The sequence below is a fragment of the Luteimonas mephitis DSM 12574 genome (assembly GCF_000422305.1).
In the GTDB taxonomy this organism is placed as follows: Bacteria; Pseudomonadota; Gammaproteobacteria; order Xanthomonadales; family Xanthomonadaceae; genus Luteimonas; species Luteimonas mephitis.
The window spans coordinates 89,970-107,983 of record NZ_AULN01000019.1; the positions used below are offsets into that span (position 1 = coordinate 89,970).

Annotated in this window: 18 protein-coding genes; 10 read left to right on the plus strand and 8 right to left on the minus strand. The window is 67.9% G+C overall.

Annotation, left to right across the window (positions count from 1 at the left end):
* Positions 1–80: 80 nt before the first annotated feature.
* The gene (locus tag H570_RS0109375; protein WP_027080511.1) at positions 81–533 is read right to left on the minus strand and encodes a CopD family protein; all 453 of its coding nucleotides are present in this window, start codon (positions 531–533) and stop codon (positions 81–83) included.
* 66 nt (positions 534–599) lie between these two features.
* On the opposite strand from H570_RS0109375, the gene ygiD reads away from it, so the two are divergent.
* The 3 genes from ygiD (at position 600) to H570_RS0109390 (ending at position 3,506) form a co-directional block, all read left to right on the plus strand.
* Positions 600–1,379, plus strand: a complete 780-nt coding sequence (gene ygiD, locus H570_RS0109380; RefSeq protein ID WP_027080512.1) for a 4,5-DOPA-extradiol-dioxygenase — start codon at positions 600–602, stop codon at positions 1,377–1,379.
* Positions 1,380–1,475: 96 nt separating this feature from the next.
* Positions 1,476–2,066 carry a class I SAM-dependent methyltransferase gene (locus H570_RS0109385; protein ID WP_027080513.1) on the plus strand — a complete coding sequence of 197 codons (591 nt, stop codon included), beginning with the start codon at positions 1,476–1,478 and terminating at the stop codon, positions 2,064–2,066.
* Positions 2,067–2,192: 126 nt separating this feature from the next.
* Positions 2,193–3,506 carry a polyhydroxyalkanoate depolymerase gene (locus H570_RS0109390; RefSeq protein WP_027080514.1) on the plus strand — a complete coding sequence of 438 codons (1,314 nt, stop codon included), beginning with the start codon at positions 2,193–2,195 and terminating at the stop codon, positions 3,504–3,506.
* A gap of 214 nt (positions 3,507–3,720) precedes the next feature.
* Here H570_RS0109390 and H570_RS17060 read toward each other — a convergent pair whose 3' ends face one another.
* The 3 genes from H570_RS17060 to H570_RS0109405 all read right to left on the minus strand — a co-directional run bounded on the left by H570_RS17060 (position 3,721) and on the right by H570_RS0109405 (position 7,320).
* Complete coding sequence (locus H570_RS17060; protein WP_245559582.1) at positions 3,721–5,973, minus strand: CocE/NonD family hydrolase; 2,253 nt, start codon at positions 5,971–5,973, stop codon at positions 3,721–3,723.
* A 64-nt stretch (positions 5,974–6,037) separates the two neighbouring features.
* Positions 6,038–6,943: a sensor domain-containing protein gene (locus H570_RS0109400; protein WP_027080515.1), complete on the minus strand. Its 906-nt coding sequence runs from the start codon at positions 6,941–6,943 to the stop codon at positions 6,038–6,040.
* On the minus strand, positions 6,940–7,320 hold the full coding sequence (locus H570_RS0109405) for a PadR family transcriptional regulator (RefSeq protein ID WP_036135793.1): 381 nt from the start codon (positions 7,318–7,320) through the stop codon (positions 6,940–6,942). The genes H570_RS0109400 and H570_RS0109405 overlap by 4 nt, the downstream gene beginning before the upstream one ends.
* 246 nt (positions 7,321–7,566) lie before the next feature.
* On the opposite strand from H570_RS0109405, the gene H570_RS0109410 reads away from it, so the two are divergent.
* Complete coding sequence (locus H570_RS0109410; protein ID WP_051176267.1) at positions 7,567–8,490, plus strand: peptidylprolyl isomerase; 924 nt, start codon at positions 7,567–7,569, stop codon at positions 8,488–8,490.
* A 74-nt stretch (positions 8,491–8,564) separates the two neighbouring features.
* Entirely contained in the window at positions 8,565–8,864 is a 300-nt protein-coding gene (locus H570_RS0109415) for a hypothetical protein (protein ID WP_027080518.1), read from the plus strand.
* Positions 8,865–8,989: 125 nt separating this feature from the next.
* Here the strand turns inward: H570_RS0109415 and H570_RS0109420 are convergent, their stop codons facing one another.
* The 3 genes from H570_RS0109420 to H570_RS0109430 all read right to left on the minus strand — a co-directional run bounded on the left by H570_RS0109420 (position 8,990) and on the right by H570_RS0109430 (position 11,068).
* Positions 8,990–9,814 carry an MBL fold metallo-hydrolase gene (locus H570_RS0109420; protein WP_027080519.1) on the minus strand — a complete coding sequence of 275 codons (825 nt, stop codon included), beginning with the start codon at positions 9,812–9,814 and terminating at the stop codon, positions 8,990–8,992.
* Positions 9,811–10,641 carry a DUF4349 domain-containing protein gene (locus tag H570_RS0109425; protein WP_027080520.1) on the minus strand — a complete coding sequence of 277 codons (831 nt, stop codon included), beginning with the start codon at positions 10,639–10,641 and terminating at the stop codon, positions 9,811–9,813. The genes H570_RS0109420 and H570_RS0109425 overlap by 4 nt, the downstream gene beginning before the upstream one ends.
* A 76-nt stretch (positions 10,642–10,717) precedes the next feature.
* Positions 10,718–11,068 carry a GFA family protein gene (locus H570_RS0109430; protein ID WP_027080521.1) on the minus strand — a complete coding sequence of 117 codons (351 nt, stop codon included), beginning with the start codon at positions 11,066–11,068 and terminating at the stop codon, positions 10,718–10,720.
* A gap of 140 nt (positions 11,069–11,208) precedes the next feature.
* On the opposite strand from H570_RS0109430, the gene H570_RS0109435 reads away from it, so the two are divergent.
* Positions 11,209–13,026, plus strand: a complete 1,818-nt coding sequence (locus H570_RS0109435) for a DUF885 domain-containing protein (RefSeq protein ID WP_027080522.1) — start codon at positions 11,209–11,211, stop codon at positions 13,024–13,026.
* 89 nt (positions 13,027–13,115) lie between these two features.
* Here the strand turns inward: H570_RS0109435 and H570_RS0109440 are convergent, their stop codons facing one another.
* Positions 13,116–14,765 (minus strand): serine hydrolase, encoded by a 1,650-nt coding sequence (locus H570_RS0109440; protein WP_051176268.1) that lies wholly within the window; start codon positions 14,763–14,765, stop codon positions 13,116–13,118.
* A gap of 134 nt (positions 14,766–14,899) precedes the next feature.
* Between H570_RS0109440 and H570_RS0109445 the strand changes: the two genes are divergently transcribed.
* From H570_RS0109445 to H570_RS0109460, 4 genes are all read left to right on the plus strand, one after another.
* Entirely contained in the window at positions 14,900–15,331 is a 432-nt protein-coding gene (locus tag H570_RS0109445; RefSeq protein WP_027080524.1) for a VOC family protein, read from the plus strand.
* The gene (locus tag H570_RS0109450; RefSeq protein WP_027080525.1) at positions 15,324–16,157 is read left to right on the plus strand and encodes a DUF72 domain-containing protein; all 834 of its coding nucleotides are present in this window, start codon (positions 15,324–15,326) and stop codon (positions 16,155–16,157) included. The genes H570_RS0109445 and H570_RS0109450 overlap by 8 nt, the downstream gene beginning before the upstream one ends.
* Before the next feature lie 260 nt (positions 16,158–16,417).
* Positions 16,418–17,359, plus strand: a complete 942-nt coding sequence (locus tag H570_RS0109455; RefSeq protein WP_027080526.1) for a DMT family transporter — start codon at positions 16,418–16,420, stop codon at positions 17,357–17,359.
* A gap of 122 nt (positions 17,360–17,481) precedes the next feature.
* On the plus strand, positions 17,482–18,012 hold the full coding sequence (locus H570_RS0109460; RefSeq protein ID WP_084500024.1) for an RNA polymerase sigma factor: 531 nt from the start codon (positions 17,482–17,484) through the stop codon (positions 18,010–18,012).
* Positions 18,013–18,014: the final 2 nt, after the last annotated feature.

Sequence of the window (18,014 nt, forward strand, 5' to 3'; positions counted from 1 at the left end):
GAGGGATTCGGGATTGGGGACTCGGGAAAGCGGGGCCGCGTTTTTTCCGAATCCCCAATCGCGAATCCCCAACCCCTGTCTCAGAACGGCTTGGCCAGCACCAGGTACACCACGGCCACCAGCAGCAGCACCGGCAGCTCGTTGAACCAGCGCAGCGCCTTCGACGACGGCAACGACTTGCCCTTGTCCAGCCCCTTGAGCCAGCGACCGGCGAAGATGAAGTACGCGAACAGCAGCGCCACCAGCGCCAGCTTGGCGTGCAGCCAACCCGTGCCGGCACCGACCATCGTCGGAAAATCCGGGAATACCCGGTAGCCGAGCCACAGCACCAGTCCCAGCACGAACGCCAGGCCGAACATCACGTGGCCGAAGCGGTACAGCCGCCGCCCCATCAGCACCAGCCGCGCGCGCACCGCCGGCGCTTCGCCGGCCTCGACGAGGTTGACCAGGATCCGCGGCAGGTAGAACACCGCCGCCATCCACGCGATCACGAACACGAGATGGCCGGTTTTGGCCCACAGGTAGGCTTGCATGCTGGCTGACACCATGTAGCGGGGACTCGCGCTAGGATCGCACGGTTGCCCTCCGCGGAGCACGCCATGCCCACCCTGCCCATGCCGGTGCTGTTCCTCGGCCACGGTTCGCCGATGAACGCGATCGAGGACAACCCGTGGTCACGCATCTGGCGCGAGCTGGGCCAGCGCCTGCGCAGGCCGCGCGCCATCCTGTGCGTGTCCGCGCACTGGGAAACCGCCGGGCCCCAACTCACTGGCAACGCCAAGCCCGACACCATCCACGACTTTTACGGCTTCCCGCAGGCGCTGTTCGACGTGCAATACCGCGCTCCCGGCGACCATGCACTGGCGCAGCGCGCGGCCGAGCTCCTGGGCGAAGACGCCGGCGCCCGCATCGACCCGCAGCGCGGCCTCGACCACGGCGCGTGGAGCGTGCTGCTGCCGATGTACCCGGATGCGGACATCCCGGTGGTGCAGCTGGGCATCGACACCCGCCAGCCCGGCGCCTGGCACTACGCGCTGGCGCGGCGGCTGGCGCCGCTGCGCGACGAGGGCGTGCTGATCCTGGCCAGCGGCGACATCGTGCACAACCTGCGCCTGTTCGATTACCACGCCACGACCGCGCCGCAGTGGGCGCTGCGCTTCCGCGACACCGTCAACGACCACATCCGCGCCGGTCGCCATGCCGCCCTCGCCGACTGGCCGTCGCTGGACGACGCCGCGCTGGCGATCCCCACGCCCGAGCACTACATCCCTCTGCTTTACGCGCTGGCCAACGGCCGCGATGGCGACGGCCTGGCCTTCTTCAACGATGACGTCAGCAGCTCGCTGTCGATGACCTCGCTGCTGATCGGCACCCCGTAGGAGCGCCCCATGGGCGCGATCGCTCTCCTCGGGCGATTCGATCGCGCCCATGGGGCGCTCCTACAAAAGCGGTGGCGAAGGCGCCATCATTGCGTCATGACCAAGCAATACGACGCAGACTATTTCCAGCGCTGGTACCGCGACGGCGGAATCGGCGGCAGGCAGCGGCTGGCGCGCAAGGTGGCGCTGGCCGTCGCCACCGCCGAATACCACCTCGAACGCCCGCTGCGCAGCGTGCTCGACATCGGCTGTGGCGAGGGCGCGTGGCGCGCGCCGCTGCTGAAACTGCGGCCGAAGGCGCAGTACCTTGGCTTCGACAGCAGCGAGTATGCGATCACGCGCTACGGCCGCAGCCGCAACCTGCACTTCGCGCGCTTCGCCGACTTCGCGCAGCTGCGTCCCTGTGCGCCGGTGGACCTGCTGGTGTGCAGTGACGTGATGCACTACCTGCCGGTGCGCGAACTCGACCGCGGCCTGCCCGGCCTGGCCGAACTGTGCGGCGGCATCGCGTTCCTCGAAACCTTCGCCCGCGAGGACCAGGCAGAAGGCGACGAGCACGAATTCAAGCAGCGGCCTGCGACGTTCTATCGCAAGCGCTTCGAGGCCGCCGGCTTCCGCCAGCTCGGTTCGCACTGCTGGCTGTCGCCGGTACTGGCCGCGGTCGCCACTGCCCTGGAAGCAGGCTGAGGCCGCAATCCGCCTGCCGGAACCCGCTGGAATCGTTGCTTCAGCAGCTCCAGGCGACCCCCTTCACGCCACACCGCCGCGATCCGTTATGCTGCGCCGCAGCACCCGCAACCTGGCAACCCAATGCTGCTTTACCAGATGCATGAACTCGGCCGCGCCTGGATGGCACCCTTCACCTACTGGGCCGAGGCCAACGCCCGCATGTTCTCCGCCCGCGACAGCTGGCTGTCGGCAATACCCGGCGCCGCGCGCATCGCCGCGGACAACGAACTGCTGCACCGGATCGGCAAGGACTACGAGAAGCCGGCCTTCTGCATCCATGCGGTGAAGGTCGCCGGCCATGACGTGCCGGTGGTCGAGAAGGTGGTTGCCGAGAAGCCGTTCTGCCGGCTGCTGCGCTTCAAGCGCTACACCGACGACGTCGCCAACATCAAGGACATGAAGTCCGACCCCACCGTGCTGGTGGTCGCGCCGCTGTCTGGCCACCACGCCACCCTGCTGCGCGATACCGTGCGCACGCTGCTGCCCGACCACAAGGTCTACGTTACCGACTGGATCGACGCGCGCATGGTGCCGAAGGAGCTGGGCACGTTCTCGCTCGACGACTACGTGGCTTACGTCGAGGACTTCATCCGCGAGATCGGCGCCGACAACCTGCACGTGGTCAGCGTCTGCCAGCCCACGGTCCCGGTGCTGGCCGCGGTCTCGCTTATGGCCGCGCGTGGCGAGGCCACGCCGCGCTCGCTGGTGATGATGGGCGGCCCGATCGATACCCGCGAATCGCCAACAGCCGTCAACAACCTCGCCACGCAGAAGCCGCTGTGGTGGTTCGAGAGCAACGTCATCCACACCGTGCCGGCCAACTATCCCGGCAGCGGCCGCCTCGTCTACCCCGGCTTCCTGCAGCACGCGGGCTTCATGGCGATGAACCCGGAGCGCCACTTCGAGTCGCACTGGGATTTCTACCAGGACCTGCTCAAGGGCGACATGGAAGACGCCGCCGCGCACCGCCGCTTCTACGACGAGTACAACGCCGTGCTCGACATGCCGGCGCGCTATTACCTGGACACCGTGCGCATCGTGTTCCAGGAGCACCTGCTGCCGCGCGGACTGTGGGACGTGGGCGGCGAACGCGTGGACCCCGCCGCGATCCGCGACACCGCGCTGATGACCATCGAGGGCGAACTGGACGACATCTCCGGCGAAGGCCAGACCCGCGCCGCGCACAAGCTGTGCACCGGCGTGGCCGAGCGCGACCGCGAGCACTTCACCGTCCCGGGCGCCGGCCACTACGGCATCTTCAGCGGCCGCCGCTGGCGCGAACAGGTTTACCCGAAGGTGCGCGGGTTCATTGCCGCGCATGCGGCTTCCGGCGCGAAACCGACGACAGGGAAGCGTCCGCCGATGGTCGCAGGGAAAGCCCCCAAAGCCAGGCGCTGACAGCCGGCGTGCTGTCTTGCGAGTTGGTGACGCCTGCCGTCGGATCATCATTCCCTTCCGACGGGAAATCCCTGAACAAGTCCTTGGTTCGTCATTTCGGTGAAAGCCGGGATCCGTTCTCTTCAAGGACTTGCAGGCAACATGGATCCTGATTTCCGCCGGGATGGTGGGGCTCGCCGCTGCGCAGCGGCGACCCGCCTGGACGAGACCAAGGTCAGTCAGGCCTTTCCACCGACAGCGGGATGCGCAGGTAACTGTCCGTTCGCCATTCGATATCCAGTGGGATCACCGCGTCGGCGATCGATTCGTCGCTGACGTCCCTGCCTGTGCCGTAGTTGACCTGGTGCATCGGATCCTTGACTACGTCCAGCACCGCCAGCAGGCGACTGCCCTTCTCCAGCCTGCGACTCACCATCCGCGTTCGCTCGAACGGAATCGACGTCCACTCGCCCGGCTCGAGCAGAACGCGCGTACCCATGTCGCGGGCGAAACTGGCGCGGCCCAGATAGTACGAAAGCTGCATCACGCGGCCGTCGGCCATCATCTCGTACAGGACGACAGCGAAATCGAAGTCACGCTTGTTGATGCGCGCCTTCAGTTCGCCCGAGAACGTCCCGCTGATCGTGACGGGGTGATCGAACGGCGCACTGATGAAGGACAGCCCGCTTTCGACCGGCAATGAATCGCGGACGATGGGGTCCGGATAGTAGCCATGGCTGAAGGTCATGCGATCGGCGAAGTCGACCTGTTGCGCGAGCATGGCGATGCTGGCCGGCTTCTCCTTCGAAAGCAGACGATGCCCACCAGCAAGCGCGTCGGACAGATAGAAATCGATCGAACCGCCGCCGGCGGCCACCAGCGAGGGCGCATTCCGCCATTCGTTCGCCCCCATCACTTCGTAGTTCACGCGACCCTTCAGCAATTCAGGCCTTGCGCCGCCGCGCATCACGTAATCCAGCCACTGGAAAGTGACGTCCACCGTATCGAACTGCGCGACCGGGTCGATCCTGTAGCCATTCAGGACCGGGGTTTTGAATGGGGCCTGGGCACCAAAATGGTCGTACGGCCCGATCAGCAGGTAATGTTCCGCGTCCGGCTTGTAGCGGTAATGTTCCTTGAAATAGTGCAATGCGGAGATCTGGCCATCGTCGTAGTAGCCGGTGATCGACAGCACCGGGATGTCGATCCGCGAGAAGTCCTCCCTGTACGGCACCATCGCCTGCCAATAGGCATCGTAGGCGGGATGAAGCAGCCAGCGCTGCAGCAGTGGATTCGGCGTGCCATCCACCCGGTCGATCTCGCGGTATGGCCGGCCGCTCTTGAACCACTTTTCATCCAGCGTCTTCCAGCGCTCACGCTGCGAGTAAGTGTCGCTGTCGAGAAACCGGTTGTTCGCAACGAAGAATGCCCAGCCGTAGTTGGCGCTGAGAAAAATGTTGTTCTCCATCGGCAACCCCTGCCCCGGAATGGCCGCGACATAGGGAACGATCGTCTTCAATGCGCGATGGCCACGCTTCGCCGCGGCCCATGCGGCGAAGCCCGAATAGCTCCCGCCGTACATGCCAACCTCTCCGTTGCTCCACGGTTGCCGGCTGGCCCAATCGACCGCGGCATTCGCGTCGTCGACCTCGTGCTCGTACGGCACGATCCGATCCGTGCTCAGTCGCTTTCCGCGCGCATCAACGACCACGCCCACGTAGCCGCGTGCAGCGGCCTGCTTGGCCTGTTGCAGATGTTGCCCGAGATCCGTGTAGATGGTGAAAAGCAACGCGACAGGCTTGCGCTCAGGCTGCTTCCGCGCACGCACCACCACCGCGGACAGCGTCGCGCCCTGCTCCGTCGTAAAGACATGATTTTCTTCGACGATATAGCGTGCCTGCTCATGCTCCGCAATCAGCGCCGGACCAAGTCGCGTTGCCGCTTCATGGGCCTCGACGAACGCATACTGGCGAGCCAGTTCGAGCGCATCTGGCAACGAGACGGATCTGATGCTCGCGTGCTCCTTCAACGCTCCGTCGAGATCCGCACGGGCACGATCCAGGTCGGCCGTGAACCAGTACTGCGCATGATTGGCCGCCAGGTCGTCGGTGTTGCCGAAGCGCTCCCGGAAGGCACGTCCGTAGGCGGTATCGAACGGAATTCCACTGCCGGATTCCATCGCCTTCGCCTGCGCATACACCAGATACGGCATCCAGCGGTCCGCGCGTCGTGCTTCGCCGGCATCGACCAACCCGCGCACGATGGCGTGGATCGTTCCCATCGCATCGGCATGGCGCCCGGTCGCGATCTGCAGGTGGGCGAAACTGGCGTCGGGAAACTCCACCTCGCCCGATTCGCGGGATGCGATCACCTTGTCGAAAAGACCGGTGATGGCCACTTCCGGCACCGCTCCGCCATCCTGCCGTGGAATCTCGAATTGTTGCGCCGATGCGCTCCCCGACCAGATCAGGAGCACCACGATCAACATGCACGTCTTCATCAGATATCTCCGGAATGGCCAGCCGGGAGAGAAGGGGCGATCTCTGGATAGGTCAGGTGTATTGCGCCGACTTCACCAGCAGGTGCTTGGCGAACAGCCCGTGCAGCCTGCCGATGCCACGCGCCAGGTGCAGGGTCGCGAACAGCAGCGCCACGCCTGCAACGGTCAGCAGCGGCAGCAGCCAGGGCGCCTGGGCCGGAACGTCGATGCCGAAGATCCACAGGCTGAAGTGCACGCCCGGCAGCAGCGCCAGCGGCGCGAGTATCAACGTCAACGAGATGGCGACCAGGCTCGACGCGAGGGCGAAATACACGATCCCCAGCGGCAGCATCGCCAGGAAGTACACCACCGTGCTCCAGGTACGCGGGTCGAGGAACATGTCCTTGACCCGCTCCATCAGCGGCCTGCCGCGATTGCCGTACAGCGGCCGGCGCGGCATGCGCTCGCCCAGCATGACCTCGACGATGCGGCCTTCGAGCAGCGACAGCATCCGGATCGACCCGAGGAACAGGACCAGGAACGGAATCCCGATGATCAGCATCGACAGCCCCGCCGACAGCGAAGTGCCGACTGCCACCCAGACGAAATAGAACAGGCCGGTGGCCAGGCTCAGCACCATGTAGAACAGCGCGGCGTAGGCGCGCGGGTCGGCGGCGACGCCGAAGAAGCGGCCGGCAAGCGACTGGCGTGGACGCGGTGGCGGCGCGCGCAGCGCGGTCTGCACCTTCACCTCGGTGTCGCGGTAGATGTCGGCGACCTCCTCCGGTGCGCCATAGCTGGACGCAACCGCGGCGATCACTTCGGCCTCGGACTTGTCGAGGTTCTCCGCGAGTTCCGAGCGCAGGTATTCCTCGGCGTCGTACAGCGCGTCCTGCACCAGCGCCGGGTCGGCGCCGGCCAGCGACTGGCGCAGCTGGGCCAAGTAGTCGGGGATGTTGGTCGGCAGTGCGGTGGTCATGGCTTCAGGCCCTTGAGGACGGCATCGACGGAGTCGCGGGTGGCGCGCCAGGCGGCGCTCCATTCGTGCAGGGTGGCGCGGCCTGCGGCGGTGAGCTGGTAGTAGCGTCGCGGCGGCCCGGACATCGACGGTTCGACGTGGCTGTCCAGCAGCCCGGCCGCGCCGAGGTTGCGAAGCACCGGGTACAGCGCGCTCTGCTTGCCGCTGAGCACGCCGTCGCCGAAGCGCTCGAGCCGCTTGGCGATCTGGTAGCCGTACATCGGCTCGGTCGCCGCGCCCAGCACCGCCAGCAGCGCCAGCGACACGGTTCCGGCGCTGAGTTCCTTCTGGAACTTGCGCAGCTGCTGCTCGATGACGAGGGGATCGAACTCGCCCATGGCGACGCTCTTGCGGGGTCGGGAACAATGCTATTACGAAGTTCGCTATAGCGAATGTGCCGCTAGTCATGCCGGCGCCCCATCCCCTGCAGGAGCGGCTTCAGCGGCGAGCTTTTTGCCAAGGCGACTTTTCAGCCTGAAGGAAAAGCTCGCGGCCGAAGCTGCTCATGCATAAGTAGTGGGTCTTCGGAGTCTTCGGCCCGGCAGCTACACTCGCCTGACCCGATATCCGCCCGAGGTCCACGAATGCGCCCTGCCCCGTTCGCCCTGCTGGTTGCCGCCGCCCTCACGGTTCCACTTGCCGCACGCGCCGGCGAGGCACCGAAGCCGAAGACCACGCAGGAGCTGCTGGACGCATCCACGCCGGCCGACTGGCGCACCCTGGACCCGGCCAACACGCTCTATCTGGAACTGGCCAGCGGCCGCGTGGTGATCGAACTGGCCCCGGACTTCGCGCCGGCGCACGTGGGCAACATCCGCACCCTCGCCCACGAGGGTTACTGGAACGGCATGAGCATCAACCGCTCGCAGGACAACTTCGTCGTGCAGTGGGGCGACCCGGCCGAAGAAGGCCAGCCTCGCAGGTCGCTGGGCAGCGCGAAGGCGAAGCTGCCGGCCGAGTTCGAACGAAAGGCCGACGGCCTGGCCTTCCACGCCCTGCCCGACAAGGACGGCTGGGCGCCGCAGGTCGGTTTCGCCGCCGGCTTCCCGGCCGCCCGCGATCCGCAGGCCGGCGAAGCATGGCTGGCGCACTGCTACGGCGCGGTCGGCGCCGGCCGCGACGTGGCCGCAGACTCCAGCGACGGCAGCGAACTTTACGTGGTCGACGGCCAGTCGCCGCGCCAGCTGGATCGCAACATCACCCTTGTCGGGCGCGTGGTCGAAGGCATGGAACTGCTGAGCGTGCTGCCGCGCGGGACCGGTCCGCTGGGCTTCTACGAGGACGCCGCGCAGCGCGTGCCGATCAAGTCGATCCGGCTTGCCGCCGACGTGCCCGAAGCGCAACGCACCAGGCTGCAGGTGCTGCGCACCGACACGCCGCTGTTCGACGCCGTGGTCGAATCGCGCCGCAACCGCCGCGACGACTGGTACAAGCGCCCCGCCGGCCACATCGACCTGTGCAACATCGCCATCCCCACCCGCGAGTCGCCGGCCACGACGCAACCCTGAGCGCATTCCTCACGCGCGTTTAGCTTTGCCCGGGCTAGCCTGCACGCACCCCACACGTGCAAGGACAAAGCAAGATGGCCCTGCTCCGCATCCGCCTGACCGGCAGCGACGACGCTGCCCGCGCGGTGATGAACCTGCTGCAAAGCCTGGATGGCATCGAGCACGTCGAAGAGATCGGCGACCTGATGACGCACATGGACGATGCGGATTCGAGTTCGGCCGGCCTGAGCGACGTCGAGGGCCCGCAGATGCACGAGATCGAGATCGACGTGCCCAACGAATCCACCGAGCGCAAGGTCCGCGACGCGATCGAAGCGCTCGCGTTCGACCTGGAGGCGCTGGTGGAGTTCGAGGACGACGAGGACGACAAGTAGGCGCGGGCCTCCGCGCGCCGCAAGCCGGCCGGATGCCTGGGATACGGATTCGGCCACTCCCGATGCGCCTCCGCCGCCCATTCCCGTACCTTCGGGAATCCGCTGGTTGCGCGCCACGGCGCACCTCACGCTCCGTCGTAGGCACCCTCGAGCGCCGCGACGTAGCGGTCAACGGAACGCGCCAGCGCCGCACGCGCGTCGCCCGCGATGCTGCGCCCCCACCACGCGCCATGGATCGCATCGAAGCGATAAGGCGCTACCGCCGTTGCAATGCCGTGCACCGCGCGCGCCGACAGCGGGATGTAGTTGGGAAAGCTGCGCATGAAACCCACGTGCCGGTTGTCCATCGCCACCTGGATCACGTCGCCGGTCAGCAGCGCGCCGCGTCCCTCGTGCAGATGTGGCACGTGCGCCACCGTGCCACCGGCAAAGTGGCCGCCGCAGCGGACCAGGGTCATGTCGTCCCACAGCATGCGCGTCTCGCCGTCCCAGTAATCGATCACCGACGAGTCGCGCATCACCCACTCCCGATCGGCGGCGTGCAGCAGGATCGGCACGTCGCCGAATGCGCGACTCCATTCGACCATCCCGGAGTAGTAGTGCGGGTGCGAAATCGCGATCGCGCGGATCCCACCGGCTTCGCGCACGCGTGCCACGGTGTCGTCATCGACCAGCGCGATGCAGTCCCAGAGCAGGTTGCCGCCTGGTGAATGCACCAGCAGCGCACGCTCGTTGATCGCGAACGCCGGCTCGGTGCCGATGCCGAGCAGCTCGTCGGCCTCCGCTTCGATGCGGTTGCGGTGCGTGGCGCGCAGCGCTTCGAGCGTCGTCCATCGCTGCCCGCCTCGGCCGACATACTGCCGCTCGTCCTCGCAGACCGGGCAGCGCTCCGGCTCGCGCGCACCGTCCGCGAACTGCGTTCCGCAGGTGACGCAGATGAAGCAGGTCATGTGGCCCGCGGCCTGCGGCGGCGCACCCGCCGGACCAGCGCGACCACGATCCACACCACCACCGCCAGCGGCAGCAGGAAGGCGAGCGCGCGGATCGTCCACGCGGCACCGACCGACAGCGTGCCGGTGAAGTCGCGCAGCGCCTCGCCGATCTCGCTGCGCCCGCTTTCGCCGGCCGGGGCGCGGAAATCCAGGGTCAGCTTCTGGGTATCGATCCGGCGCCGGTGCTGCGCGCCCTCGCGCTCGGCCGCGTCGAGCTGGGCCTGGGTCTCGGCCAGCTGTTGCGACAGCGCGATCATGTCGGCCACGGCCAGGTCGCGGCGCTGCTGGAACTCCTGCAGGCGCGCCAGTTCGTTGCGCAGCCGCTCCTGCACCAGCGCGTTGTCGCGCACCTGTACCGCGAGATCCTCGGCATGCGTGCTGCGGCTGCCGACCCGCGCGTCCTGGCCGGCCAGCGCGATCATCGGCTCCACGCCCGCCGGCACGATGCGCATGCCCAGGCTCGCGCTGGGCCGGTCGCCGGACTGCACGCGCGCGTCGAGCACCACGCAGGCGCCGAAACGCCCGTCCTCGCACGCCACCTTGGCGGCCTGCATGCGCGGCGCGATTTCGTCGGCCGACAGCACGATGCCCGCGTTGTGCTCGTAGGCCAGCATCGCCCGCATGTCGTCGGCCGCGTTTCCGGCCCGCGCCGCGGCATCGGTCGCGGGCGCAGCCGCAAAACCGCTGCCTCCCACTGCATGTTCCTGCGCCGCTTTTTCCGAACAGCCCGCCAATGCCAGCGCCACCACTCCGGCGCCCGCCCATCGCATGATTGCCTGCGTCATCGCCTCGTTCCTTTCGTGCGCCGAGCGGCGCGGTGGCATGGCCAACGCCCGCGCGCGGCTGGCGGGGTTGCCGTGGTCAGAAGCTGGCGCCGTCCACCTCGGACACCTTGAGCGCGGACAGGTCCACGTCGGGCAGGCAGCGCACGTTGACCGCGACCATCTTCGCGCCGCTGCGCGGATCGGCGCCCTCGCTGAACGGAGCAATGCCGCAGGTCGGGCAGAAATGGTGCGCGAGGTGTTCCTTGTTGAAGCGGTAAGTCGCGAGGTTCGCTTCCGGCGTGGTCAGGGTCAGCGCCTCGCGCGGAAAGAACGCCAGCAGGCCGCCGCGACGGCGGCACATGGAGCAGTTGCAGTCGATCGCATCGGTCACCTCGCCTTCCAGGTCGAAGGCGACGGCTCCGCAGTGGCAGCTTCCGTGGTGGGTCATGGTCTGCATTCCCGGAAATGGAGGCCTGCACCTTAACCCCACGCCGCGGGCAATGCATCCGCACCGGCCAAGCAACGGCCGCATGGCGGCAGCGCCGCTTCATGACAGAATTGCGCGATCCCTCGCCTGCCGGAACCGCCATGCGCAAGACCCTGCCCGCCGTCGCCCTGCTTACCCTCGCCCTCGCGGCCTGCCAGCCGCAGGCGCTTTCAACCTCGGCGTCCGGTGCGCCTCCGCAAGGCACCGCCGCGACGCCCGATGCCCAGGCCGACGCCGTCTTCGCCGCGCTCTCGCAGGAATGGCTCGACGGCTGGCTGCAGCTCAATCCGGTCAATGCCACCCAGGTCGGCGACCACCGCTTCGACGACCAGCTCGACGATCTCAGCGCGGCCGGCCGGCAGAAGGGCGTCGACTTCAACAAGCAGATCCTCGCCAGGCTCGATGCGATGGACGCTTCGAAACTGTCGCGCGAGAACCAGGTCGACGCGTTGATCCTGCGCAACCAGGTGCAGGGCGACCTCTGGTCGACGGAAACCCTGCAGTCCTGGGCCTGGGATCCGCAGGGCTACGGCGGCCTGGCGGGCGGCGCGATCTACGGCCTGATGGCGCGCGAGTTCGCGCCGATGCCGCAGCGCCTGAAGTCGGCAACGGCGCGCATGCGGAAGATCCCGGCGCTGTTCGCGCAGATGCGCGAGAACCTCGATCCGGCGCGCGTGCCGAAGATCCACGCCGAGACCGTGGCGAAGCAGAACGCCGGCCTGCTGGCGCTGGTCGACCAGTTCATCACCCCCAACGCGGGCCAGCTCGAAGGCGACGACCGCAAGCAGCTCGACGACGCCGTGGCCACGCTGCGCAAGGCCGTGGCCGAGCAGCAGGAGTGGCTCGACAAGACCCTGGTACCGAATGCCAGGGGCGATTTCCGCATCGGTGCCGGACTGTACGACCAGAAGCTGAAGTTCTCGCTCAACTCCGCGCTGTCCCGGGCCGAGATCAAGCAGCGTTCGGAAGCCGAACTCAAGCGCGTGCGCGAGGAGATGTACGGCATCGCCCGCACCGTGCTCAAGGACAAGCCGGGCGCGCCGCAGATGCCCGATGCGCCCAGCGGTGAACAGCAGCAGGCCGCGATCGAAGCCGCGCTCGAACTGGCGTACGCAGACCGTCCCGCGCGCAACGAAGTCGTCGACGCCGCGAAGAAGGCGCTGGCCGACGCCACCGTATTCGTGAAGCAGAAGGACCTGGTCACGGTGCCCGACGACCCGGTCAAGATCATCCTGATGCCGGAGTTCCAGCGCGGCGTCGCGGTGGCCTACTGCGATTCGCCCGGCCCGCTCGACAAGGGCCTGGACACCTACTTCGCGATCTCGCCGATCCCGGACGACTGGACCGACGCGCAGTCCACCTCGTTCCTGCGCGAGTACAACTCGCGGATGATCGACCTGCTCGCGATCCACGAAGCGATGCCGGGCCATTACCTGGAAGGCGCGCATTCGGCGCAGTTCCCCTCGACGCTGCGAGCCGTGCTGCGCTCGGGCCTGTTCGCCGAGGGCTGGGCGGTCTACACCGAAAAGATGATGGTCGATGCCGGCTACCTCGACGGCGACCCGCTGTTCCGCCTGGTGCAGCTGAAGTTCTACCTGCGCACGATCGCCAACGCGATCCTCGACCAGGGCGTACACGTCGACAACTGGTCGCGCGAGCAGGCCATGCACCTGATGACCCACGACGCCTTCCAGCAGGAAAGCGAGGCCGCCGGCAAGTGGGTGCGCGCGCAGCTGACCTCGGCGCAGCTGCCGACCTATTTCGTCGGCGTGCAGGAACACTTCGACACCCGCAAGGCGGTGGAGGCGAAGCTCGGCGACAAGTTCGACCTCAAGGCCTACCACGACCAGGTGCTGTCGTACGGCGCGCCGCCGGTGCGCTTCGTGCGCGAGCTGATGCTGGACCAGCCGATCGAGTAACCCCACTCCCCGTAGGAGCGCCCCATGGGCGCGATGGCTCTGCCGGTAATGCCATCGCGCCCATGAGGCGCTCCTACGGGCAGCTCCTTCTACTCTTCGTCCACCGGCGCCAGCCGCAGGTCCTGGAAGTCGAAGCTGAAGTCGGTCAGCGGCGAGACCGGCACGATCCGCGCTTCGACGATCCTGCCGTCCGGGTCGAGCGAGAACGACAGGAACGCATCGGCGTTCAAGCTGCGGTCACGCCAGCGCACGATGAAGGTGTCGTGCTGCCAGTGCTCCAGATCGCCGAGCAGCTGCGCGGTCTTCGCGAACTGGATCTGCAGGCCCTTGCCGTTGCGGCTGAGCACGACGTCGCCGTACCACGGGTCGCGATAGGTGCCGGCGTACCCGTCCAGCGGCAGCGAGGGCTTTGAACCCGCATCACGCGCGGCCACGTGCTTCTGCCAGCTCTCGTCCGCATTTCCCTGCGACTTCGCCATCGCCGCTGCGTAGGCCGCCACCCAGTCGGTGCGCGGTGCATCTAGGTAGGCGTCGAGCACGCGCATGGTGATGGCGTTGAACGCCGCGCCGGCCTCCGCACTGGTCAGCACGACCACGCCCAGCTTCTGCTCCGGCACCAGCGTCAGTCGCGACACCATGCCCGGCCAGCCGCCGGTGTGGTAGACGAGCTTGCTGCCGCGATAGTCGGCCAGCACCCAGCCTTCGCCGTAGCCGAGGAAGTTGGGCTTCGTAGCCGCCAGCTCGGGCACCGACGGCTCGGAAATCGGAATCGGCGTCAGCACCGACCACATCTCCTTCTGCCGCTTCGCGCTGAACAGACGCTTCGCGTCATCGCCGTCGCCCGACATCACGCCGCCATCGAGCTGCACGCGCATCCACTTCGACAGGTCGTGCACGCTGGAATAGATGCCGCCGGCTCCGGCCACGTTCGACCAGGTCAGCGGCGCGACCGGCCTGAGGTCCTTGAAGTCGAACTTGGCGTGGCCGGTGGCGACGTTGTCGCCGGGCTTGAGGTAATCGGCGTTGAAACGCGTCTCGGCCATGCCCAGCGGCCCGAAGATGCGGGTACGCAGGAACTGCTCGTAGCTCATCCCGCTGGCCGCCTCGATCACCTGCTGGGCGACGCCGAACAGGATGTTGTCGTAGGCGTAGCGCTCGCGGAAACCGCCGCTGATCGGCACGTCGCGCAGGCGCTCGGCCACTTCGCGTGCGCTGTAGGTGGTGGTGGGCCAGAACAGCAGGTCGCCCGCACCCAGGCCCAGGCCGCTGCGGTGCGCGAGCAGGTCGCGGATGCGCATCTCGCGGGTGATGTAGGCATCGGACATGCGGAACCACGGCAGGTGGTCGATCACGCGGTCTTCGGGCTTGAGCTTGCCCTCGTCGGCGAGGATCGAGATCGACGCGGCGGTGAAGGCCTTGGTGTTCGACGCGATCGCGAAGGCCGTGTGCGCATCCACCGTCGCCGGCTCGCCGAGCTTGCGCACGCCGTAGCCGCGTTCGAGCACGACCTGCCCGTCCTTGACGACGGCCACCGCGATGCCCGGCACGTCGAACTGCCCGCGCACGCGTTCGACGTATGCGTCGAGATCCTGCAACGCGGCCGGCAGGCTGTCGCCTGCTTGGGTGGCCTCGGCCGGCGTGGCGGCGGGCTGCGCTGCGGCGGCGAAGGCGGCGGCGCCCGACAGCGCGATGGTGGCAACGAGGCAGGCGCGGCGCAGGAGCGTCGAGGCGGCAGGCATGCTTTTCCCCAGCTGGAATGACCGCAGCATTGTAGACAGGCGCCGCCGCGCGTCGAAACCACACCCCCGGCACGGGACGAGCACGGCCGAAAGTCGTAGATTCGGTGGCTCCCCGGAACCGCAGGAGGCCCGCCGTGTCCCTGGCCGCCAACACCACGTCCACCATCATTCCCTGCCTGCGCTACCGCGACGCCCTCGCGGCGATCGACTGGCTGTGCCGCGCCTTCGGCTTCGAGAGGCATGCCGTGTACGCCGACGGCGACACGGTGCACCACGCGCAGCTGACCTTCGGCAACGGCATGGTCATGCTCGGCTCGGCCGACAGCACCAGCGACTGGGGACGGCAGATCGCCCAGCCCGGCGAGATCGGCAATCGCGAAACCCAGAGCCCCTGCGTGGTCGTCGCCGATGCCGACACGCACTACGCGCGGGCGAAGGCCGCGGGCGCCACCATCGTCATGGACATCGCCGACCAGGACTACGGCGGACGCGGCTATTCCTGCCGTGACCTCGAGGGCCACCTGTGGTGGTTCGGCAGCTACGATCCGTGGAAGGCGCATGACTGACGACCTGTTTGCGGCGAAGCCACCGAAGGCCGTCGACGGCATCCGCGCCGGCATCGGCGGCTGGACGTTCGCGCCCTGGCGCGGCAACTTCTATCCCGCCGGCCTCGTGCAGCGGCGCGAGCTGGAGTACGCCAGCCGCCACGTCAGCGCGATCGAGATCAACGGCACCTACTACGGCACCCAGAAGCCGGCGACGTACGCGAAATGGCGCGACGAAACGCCGGAGGGTTTCGTGTTCTCGGCCAAGGCGCCGAAGCGGATCATGGCGTCCAGGGTGCTGGCGAAGGCCGGCGCGCAGGTCGAGGATTTCATCGCCGGGATCGCCGAACTCGGCGATCGCCTGGGGCCGCTGGTGTGGCAGTTCGATCGCGGCACGAAGATCGACCCGGACGACTTCGCGGCATTCCTCGAACTGCTGCCCAAGCGGGTCGGCGCGCGCGTGCTGCGGCACGTGCTCGACGTGCGCGATCCGGGCTTCGTCGATGCTGGCTATCTCGCGCTTGCGCGCCGGCACGGCATGGCCACGGCATTCACCGATTCGCCGGAGCATCCGTCGTTCGCCGACGTCACCGCGGATTTCGTCTACGCGCGGCTGATGCGGTCGCGCGCAGGCATCGCGACGGGCTACGGCGACGGCGAGCTGCGCCAGTGGGCCGCGCGTGCGCGGACGTGGGCAGCCGGTGGCGAACCCGACGACCTGCCGCGTATCGGCCCGGCGCAGGGGAAGCCGGCCGCCAGGCGTGACGTGTTCATCTATTTCATCAGCGCCGCCAAGGAGCGCAACCCGGCCGCGGCGATGGCGCTGCTGCGAGAACTGGGCGCCTGACGCGTCCCAGGCAGGCGCGGGCGCCTCGGCCGCGAGCCGACGCCAGTGCGCCGGACGCTGCAGATCGCGCCTGGCCTCCGCAGCGGTGGCAGTCGAACCGGATCTCCAGCGCCTTGCCGCCATGACCGGGGCCGGATAAGACGGCCCGCAGGCCGGCGCCGGCGCGCCGATACCCGATGCGGTTCGGGAAATCGTGCGCCGGGTTCTCGAAAACCCCCGCCCGTCCGCGATAATGCCGGATCCAGCCCGCCGCACATGCCATGACCCCCGCCGCCAAAGCCCAGTGGCAGATCCACCTGTGCGTCCTGCTGTGGGGCTTCACCGCCATCCTCGGCAAGCTCATCACCCTGCCCGCGCTGCCGCTGGTGTGGTGGCGCATGCTGCTGGTCACCGCCACGCTGGCGCTGCTGCCGCGGGTCTGGCGCGGGCTGCGCGCGATGTCGCCGCGACTGCTGCTGGCGTATTCCGGCATCGGCTTGCTGGTGGCCCTGCACTGGCTGACCTTCTACGGTGCGATCAAGCTTTCGAACGCGTCGGTCGGCGCAACTTGCATTGCGCTGGGCACGCCGATGACCGCGCTGCTGGAACCGTGGCTCGCCGGGCGGCGCTTCTCGTGGCGCGACGTGCTGCTGGGCATCGCAGTGCTGCCTGGCGTGGCACTGGTGGTGGGCGGGGTGCCCGGCGACATGCACCTGGGCATCGCGGTGGGCGCGCTGTCGGCGCTGTTCGTTGCGATCTTCGGTTCGCTCAACAAGCGCTTCGTCGAACGCGGCGAGCCGCTGGCGATCACCGCGCTTGAACTCGGCGCGGGCACGCTGCTGCTCACCATGCTCTCACCGCTGATGCCGCTGCTGTTCCCGGCGTTCTCGGGCACGCTTTTCGCAATCCCCGATGCGCACGACATGGGCTTCCTGCTGGCGCTGGCCCTGGCCTGCACGCTGCTTCCGTTCGCGCTGTCGCTGGTCGCCCTGCGCCACATGAGCGCGTTCGCCGCGCAGCTGGCAGTCAACCTCGAACCGGTCTATGCCATCGTGCTGGCGATCGTCCTGCTCGGCGAGCAGCACGAACTGTCGACGCAGTTCTACCTCGGCGTGGCCATCATCCTCGGCGCGGTGCTGGTGTACCCGATGTTCGGGGCGCGCCGTCGGATCGCCCATCCCGAAGTGCTCGCCACCGCCGAGAACAAGGGCGTCGCGGAATAGCGGCGACGCCTGCACCGCGCCAGGGCCCGGCGGGTCCAGCATGGAACCCCGGCTGTGACAAGCCGGCCGCCGCCGCGAACCATGTCCATGACGGGCACAATCGCCCCTGGGCAAAGCCACGAATGCACGCCAGCGCCACCATGACCGCGGACGACCGCCAGGGCTTCGACGACCTGCTGCTGCAGCACCGCGGCATCGTGTTCAAGGTCGCCAACGCCTACGCGCGCAGCGCCGAGGACCGCGCCGACCTCGCCCAGGAAATCGCCGTGCAGCTGTGGCGCGCCTGGCCCGGCTACAACCCTGCCCGCCGTGCATCGACGTGGATGTACCGGATCGCGCTGAACGTCGCGATCTCGTTCCTGCGCAGCGACGGCCACCGGCGCAGGCATGTGGTGCCGCTCGACGAGGCCGTCCACGACATCGCCGACGACAGCGCAGTCGACCACGAAACAGCCGAGTCGCTGCGCGTGCTGCACCGCTTCATCGCCACGCTGGAGCCGCTCAACCGCGCCTTGCTGCTGCTCTACCTCGACGAGCGCAGCACCCGCGAGATGGCCGAGGTGCTCGGCATCTCCGAAAGCAACGTCACCACCAAGATCAGCCGCCTCAAGCAGCGCATCCGCGACCACGTCGCGCCCCCCGGAAACGAATGACG

Coding starts and splice junctions, on each gene's coding strand:
- H570_RS0109410 (WP_051176267.1), top strand. CDS start 7,567: ATGCGCCCTGCCCCGTTCGCCCTGCTGGTTGCCGCCGCCCTCACGGTT.
- H570_RS0109430 (WP_027080521.1), bottom strand. CDS start 11,068: ATGACCCACCACGGAAGCTGCCACTGCGGAGCCGTCGCCTTCGACCTG.
- H570_RS0109415 (WP_027080518.1), top strand. CDS start 8,565: ATGGCCCTGCTCCGCATCCGCCTGACCGGCAGCGACGACGCTGCCCGC.
- H570_RS0109435 (WP_027080522.1), top strand. CDS start 11,209: ATGCGCAAGACCCTGCCCGCCGTCGCCCTGCTTACCCTCGCCCTCGCG.
- H570_RS17060 (WP_245559582.1), bottom strand. CDS start 5,973: ATGTTGATCGTGGTGCTCCTGATCTGGTCGGGGAGCGCATCGGCGCAA.
- H570_RS0109405 (WP_036135793.1), bottom strand. CDS start 7,320: ATGGGCGAGTTCGATCCCCTCGTCATCGAGCAGCAGCTGCGCAAGTTC.
- H570_RS0109400 (WP_027080515.1), bottom strand. CDS start 6,943: ATGACCACCGCACTGCCGACCAACATCCCCGACTACTTGGCCCAGCTG.
- H570_RS0109440 (WP_051176268.1), bottom strand. CDS start 14,765: ATGCCTGCCGCCTCGACGCTCCTGCGCCGCGCCTGCCTCGTTGCCACC.
- H570_RS0109425 (WP_027080520.1), bottom strand. CDS start 10,641: ATGACGCAGGCAATCATGCGATGGGCGGGCGCCGGAGTGGTGGCGCTG.
- H570_RS0109375 (WP_027080511.1), bottom strand. CDS start 533: ATGCAAGCCTACCTGTGGGCCAAAACCGGCCATCTCGTGTTCGTGATC.
- H570_RS0109385 (WP_027080513.1), top strand. CDS start 1,476: ATGACCAAGCAATACGACGCAGACTATTTCCAGCGCTGGTACCGCGAC.
- H570_RS0109460 (WP_084500024.1), top strand. CDS start 17,482: ATGCACGCCAGCGCCACCATGACCGCGGACGACCGCCAGGGCTTCGAC.
- H570_RS0109450 (WP_027080525.1), top strand. CDS start 15,324: ATGACTGACGACCTGTTTGCGGCGAAGCCACCGAAGGCCGTCGACGGC.
- ygiD (WP_027080512.1), top strand. CDS start 600: ATGCCCACCCTGCCCATGCCGGTGCTGTTCCTCGGCCACGGTTCGCCG.
- H570_RS0109455 (WP_027080526.1), top strand. CDS start 16,418: ATGACCCCCGCCGCCAAAGCCCAGTGGCAGATCCACCTGTGCGTCCTG.
- H570_RS0109420 (WP_027080519.1), bottom strand. CDS start 9,814: ATGACCTGCTTCATCTGCGTCACCTGCGGAACGCAGTTCGCGGACGGT.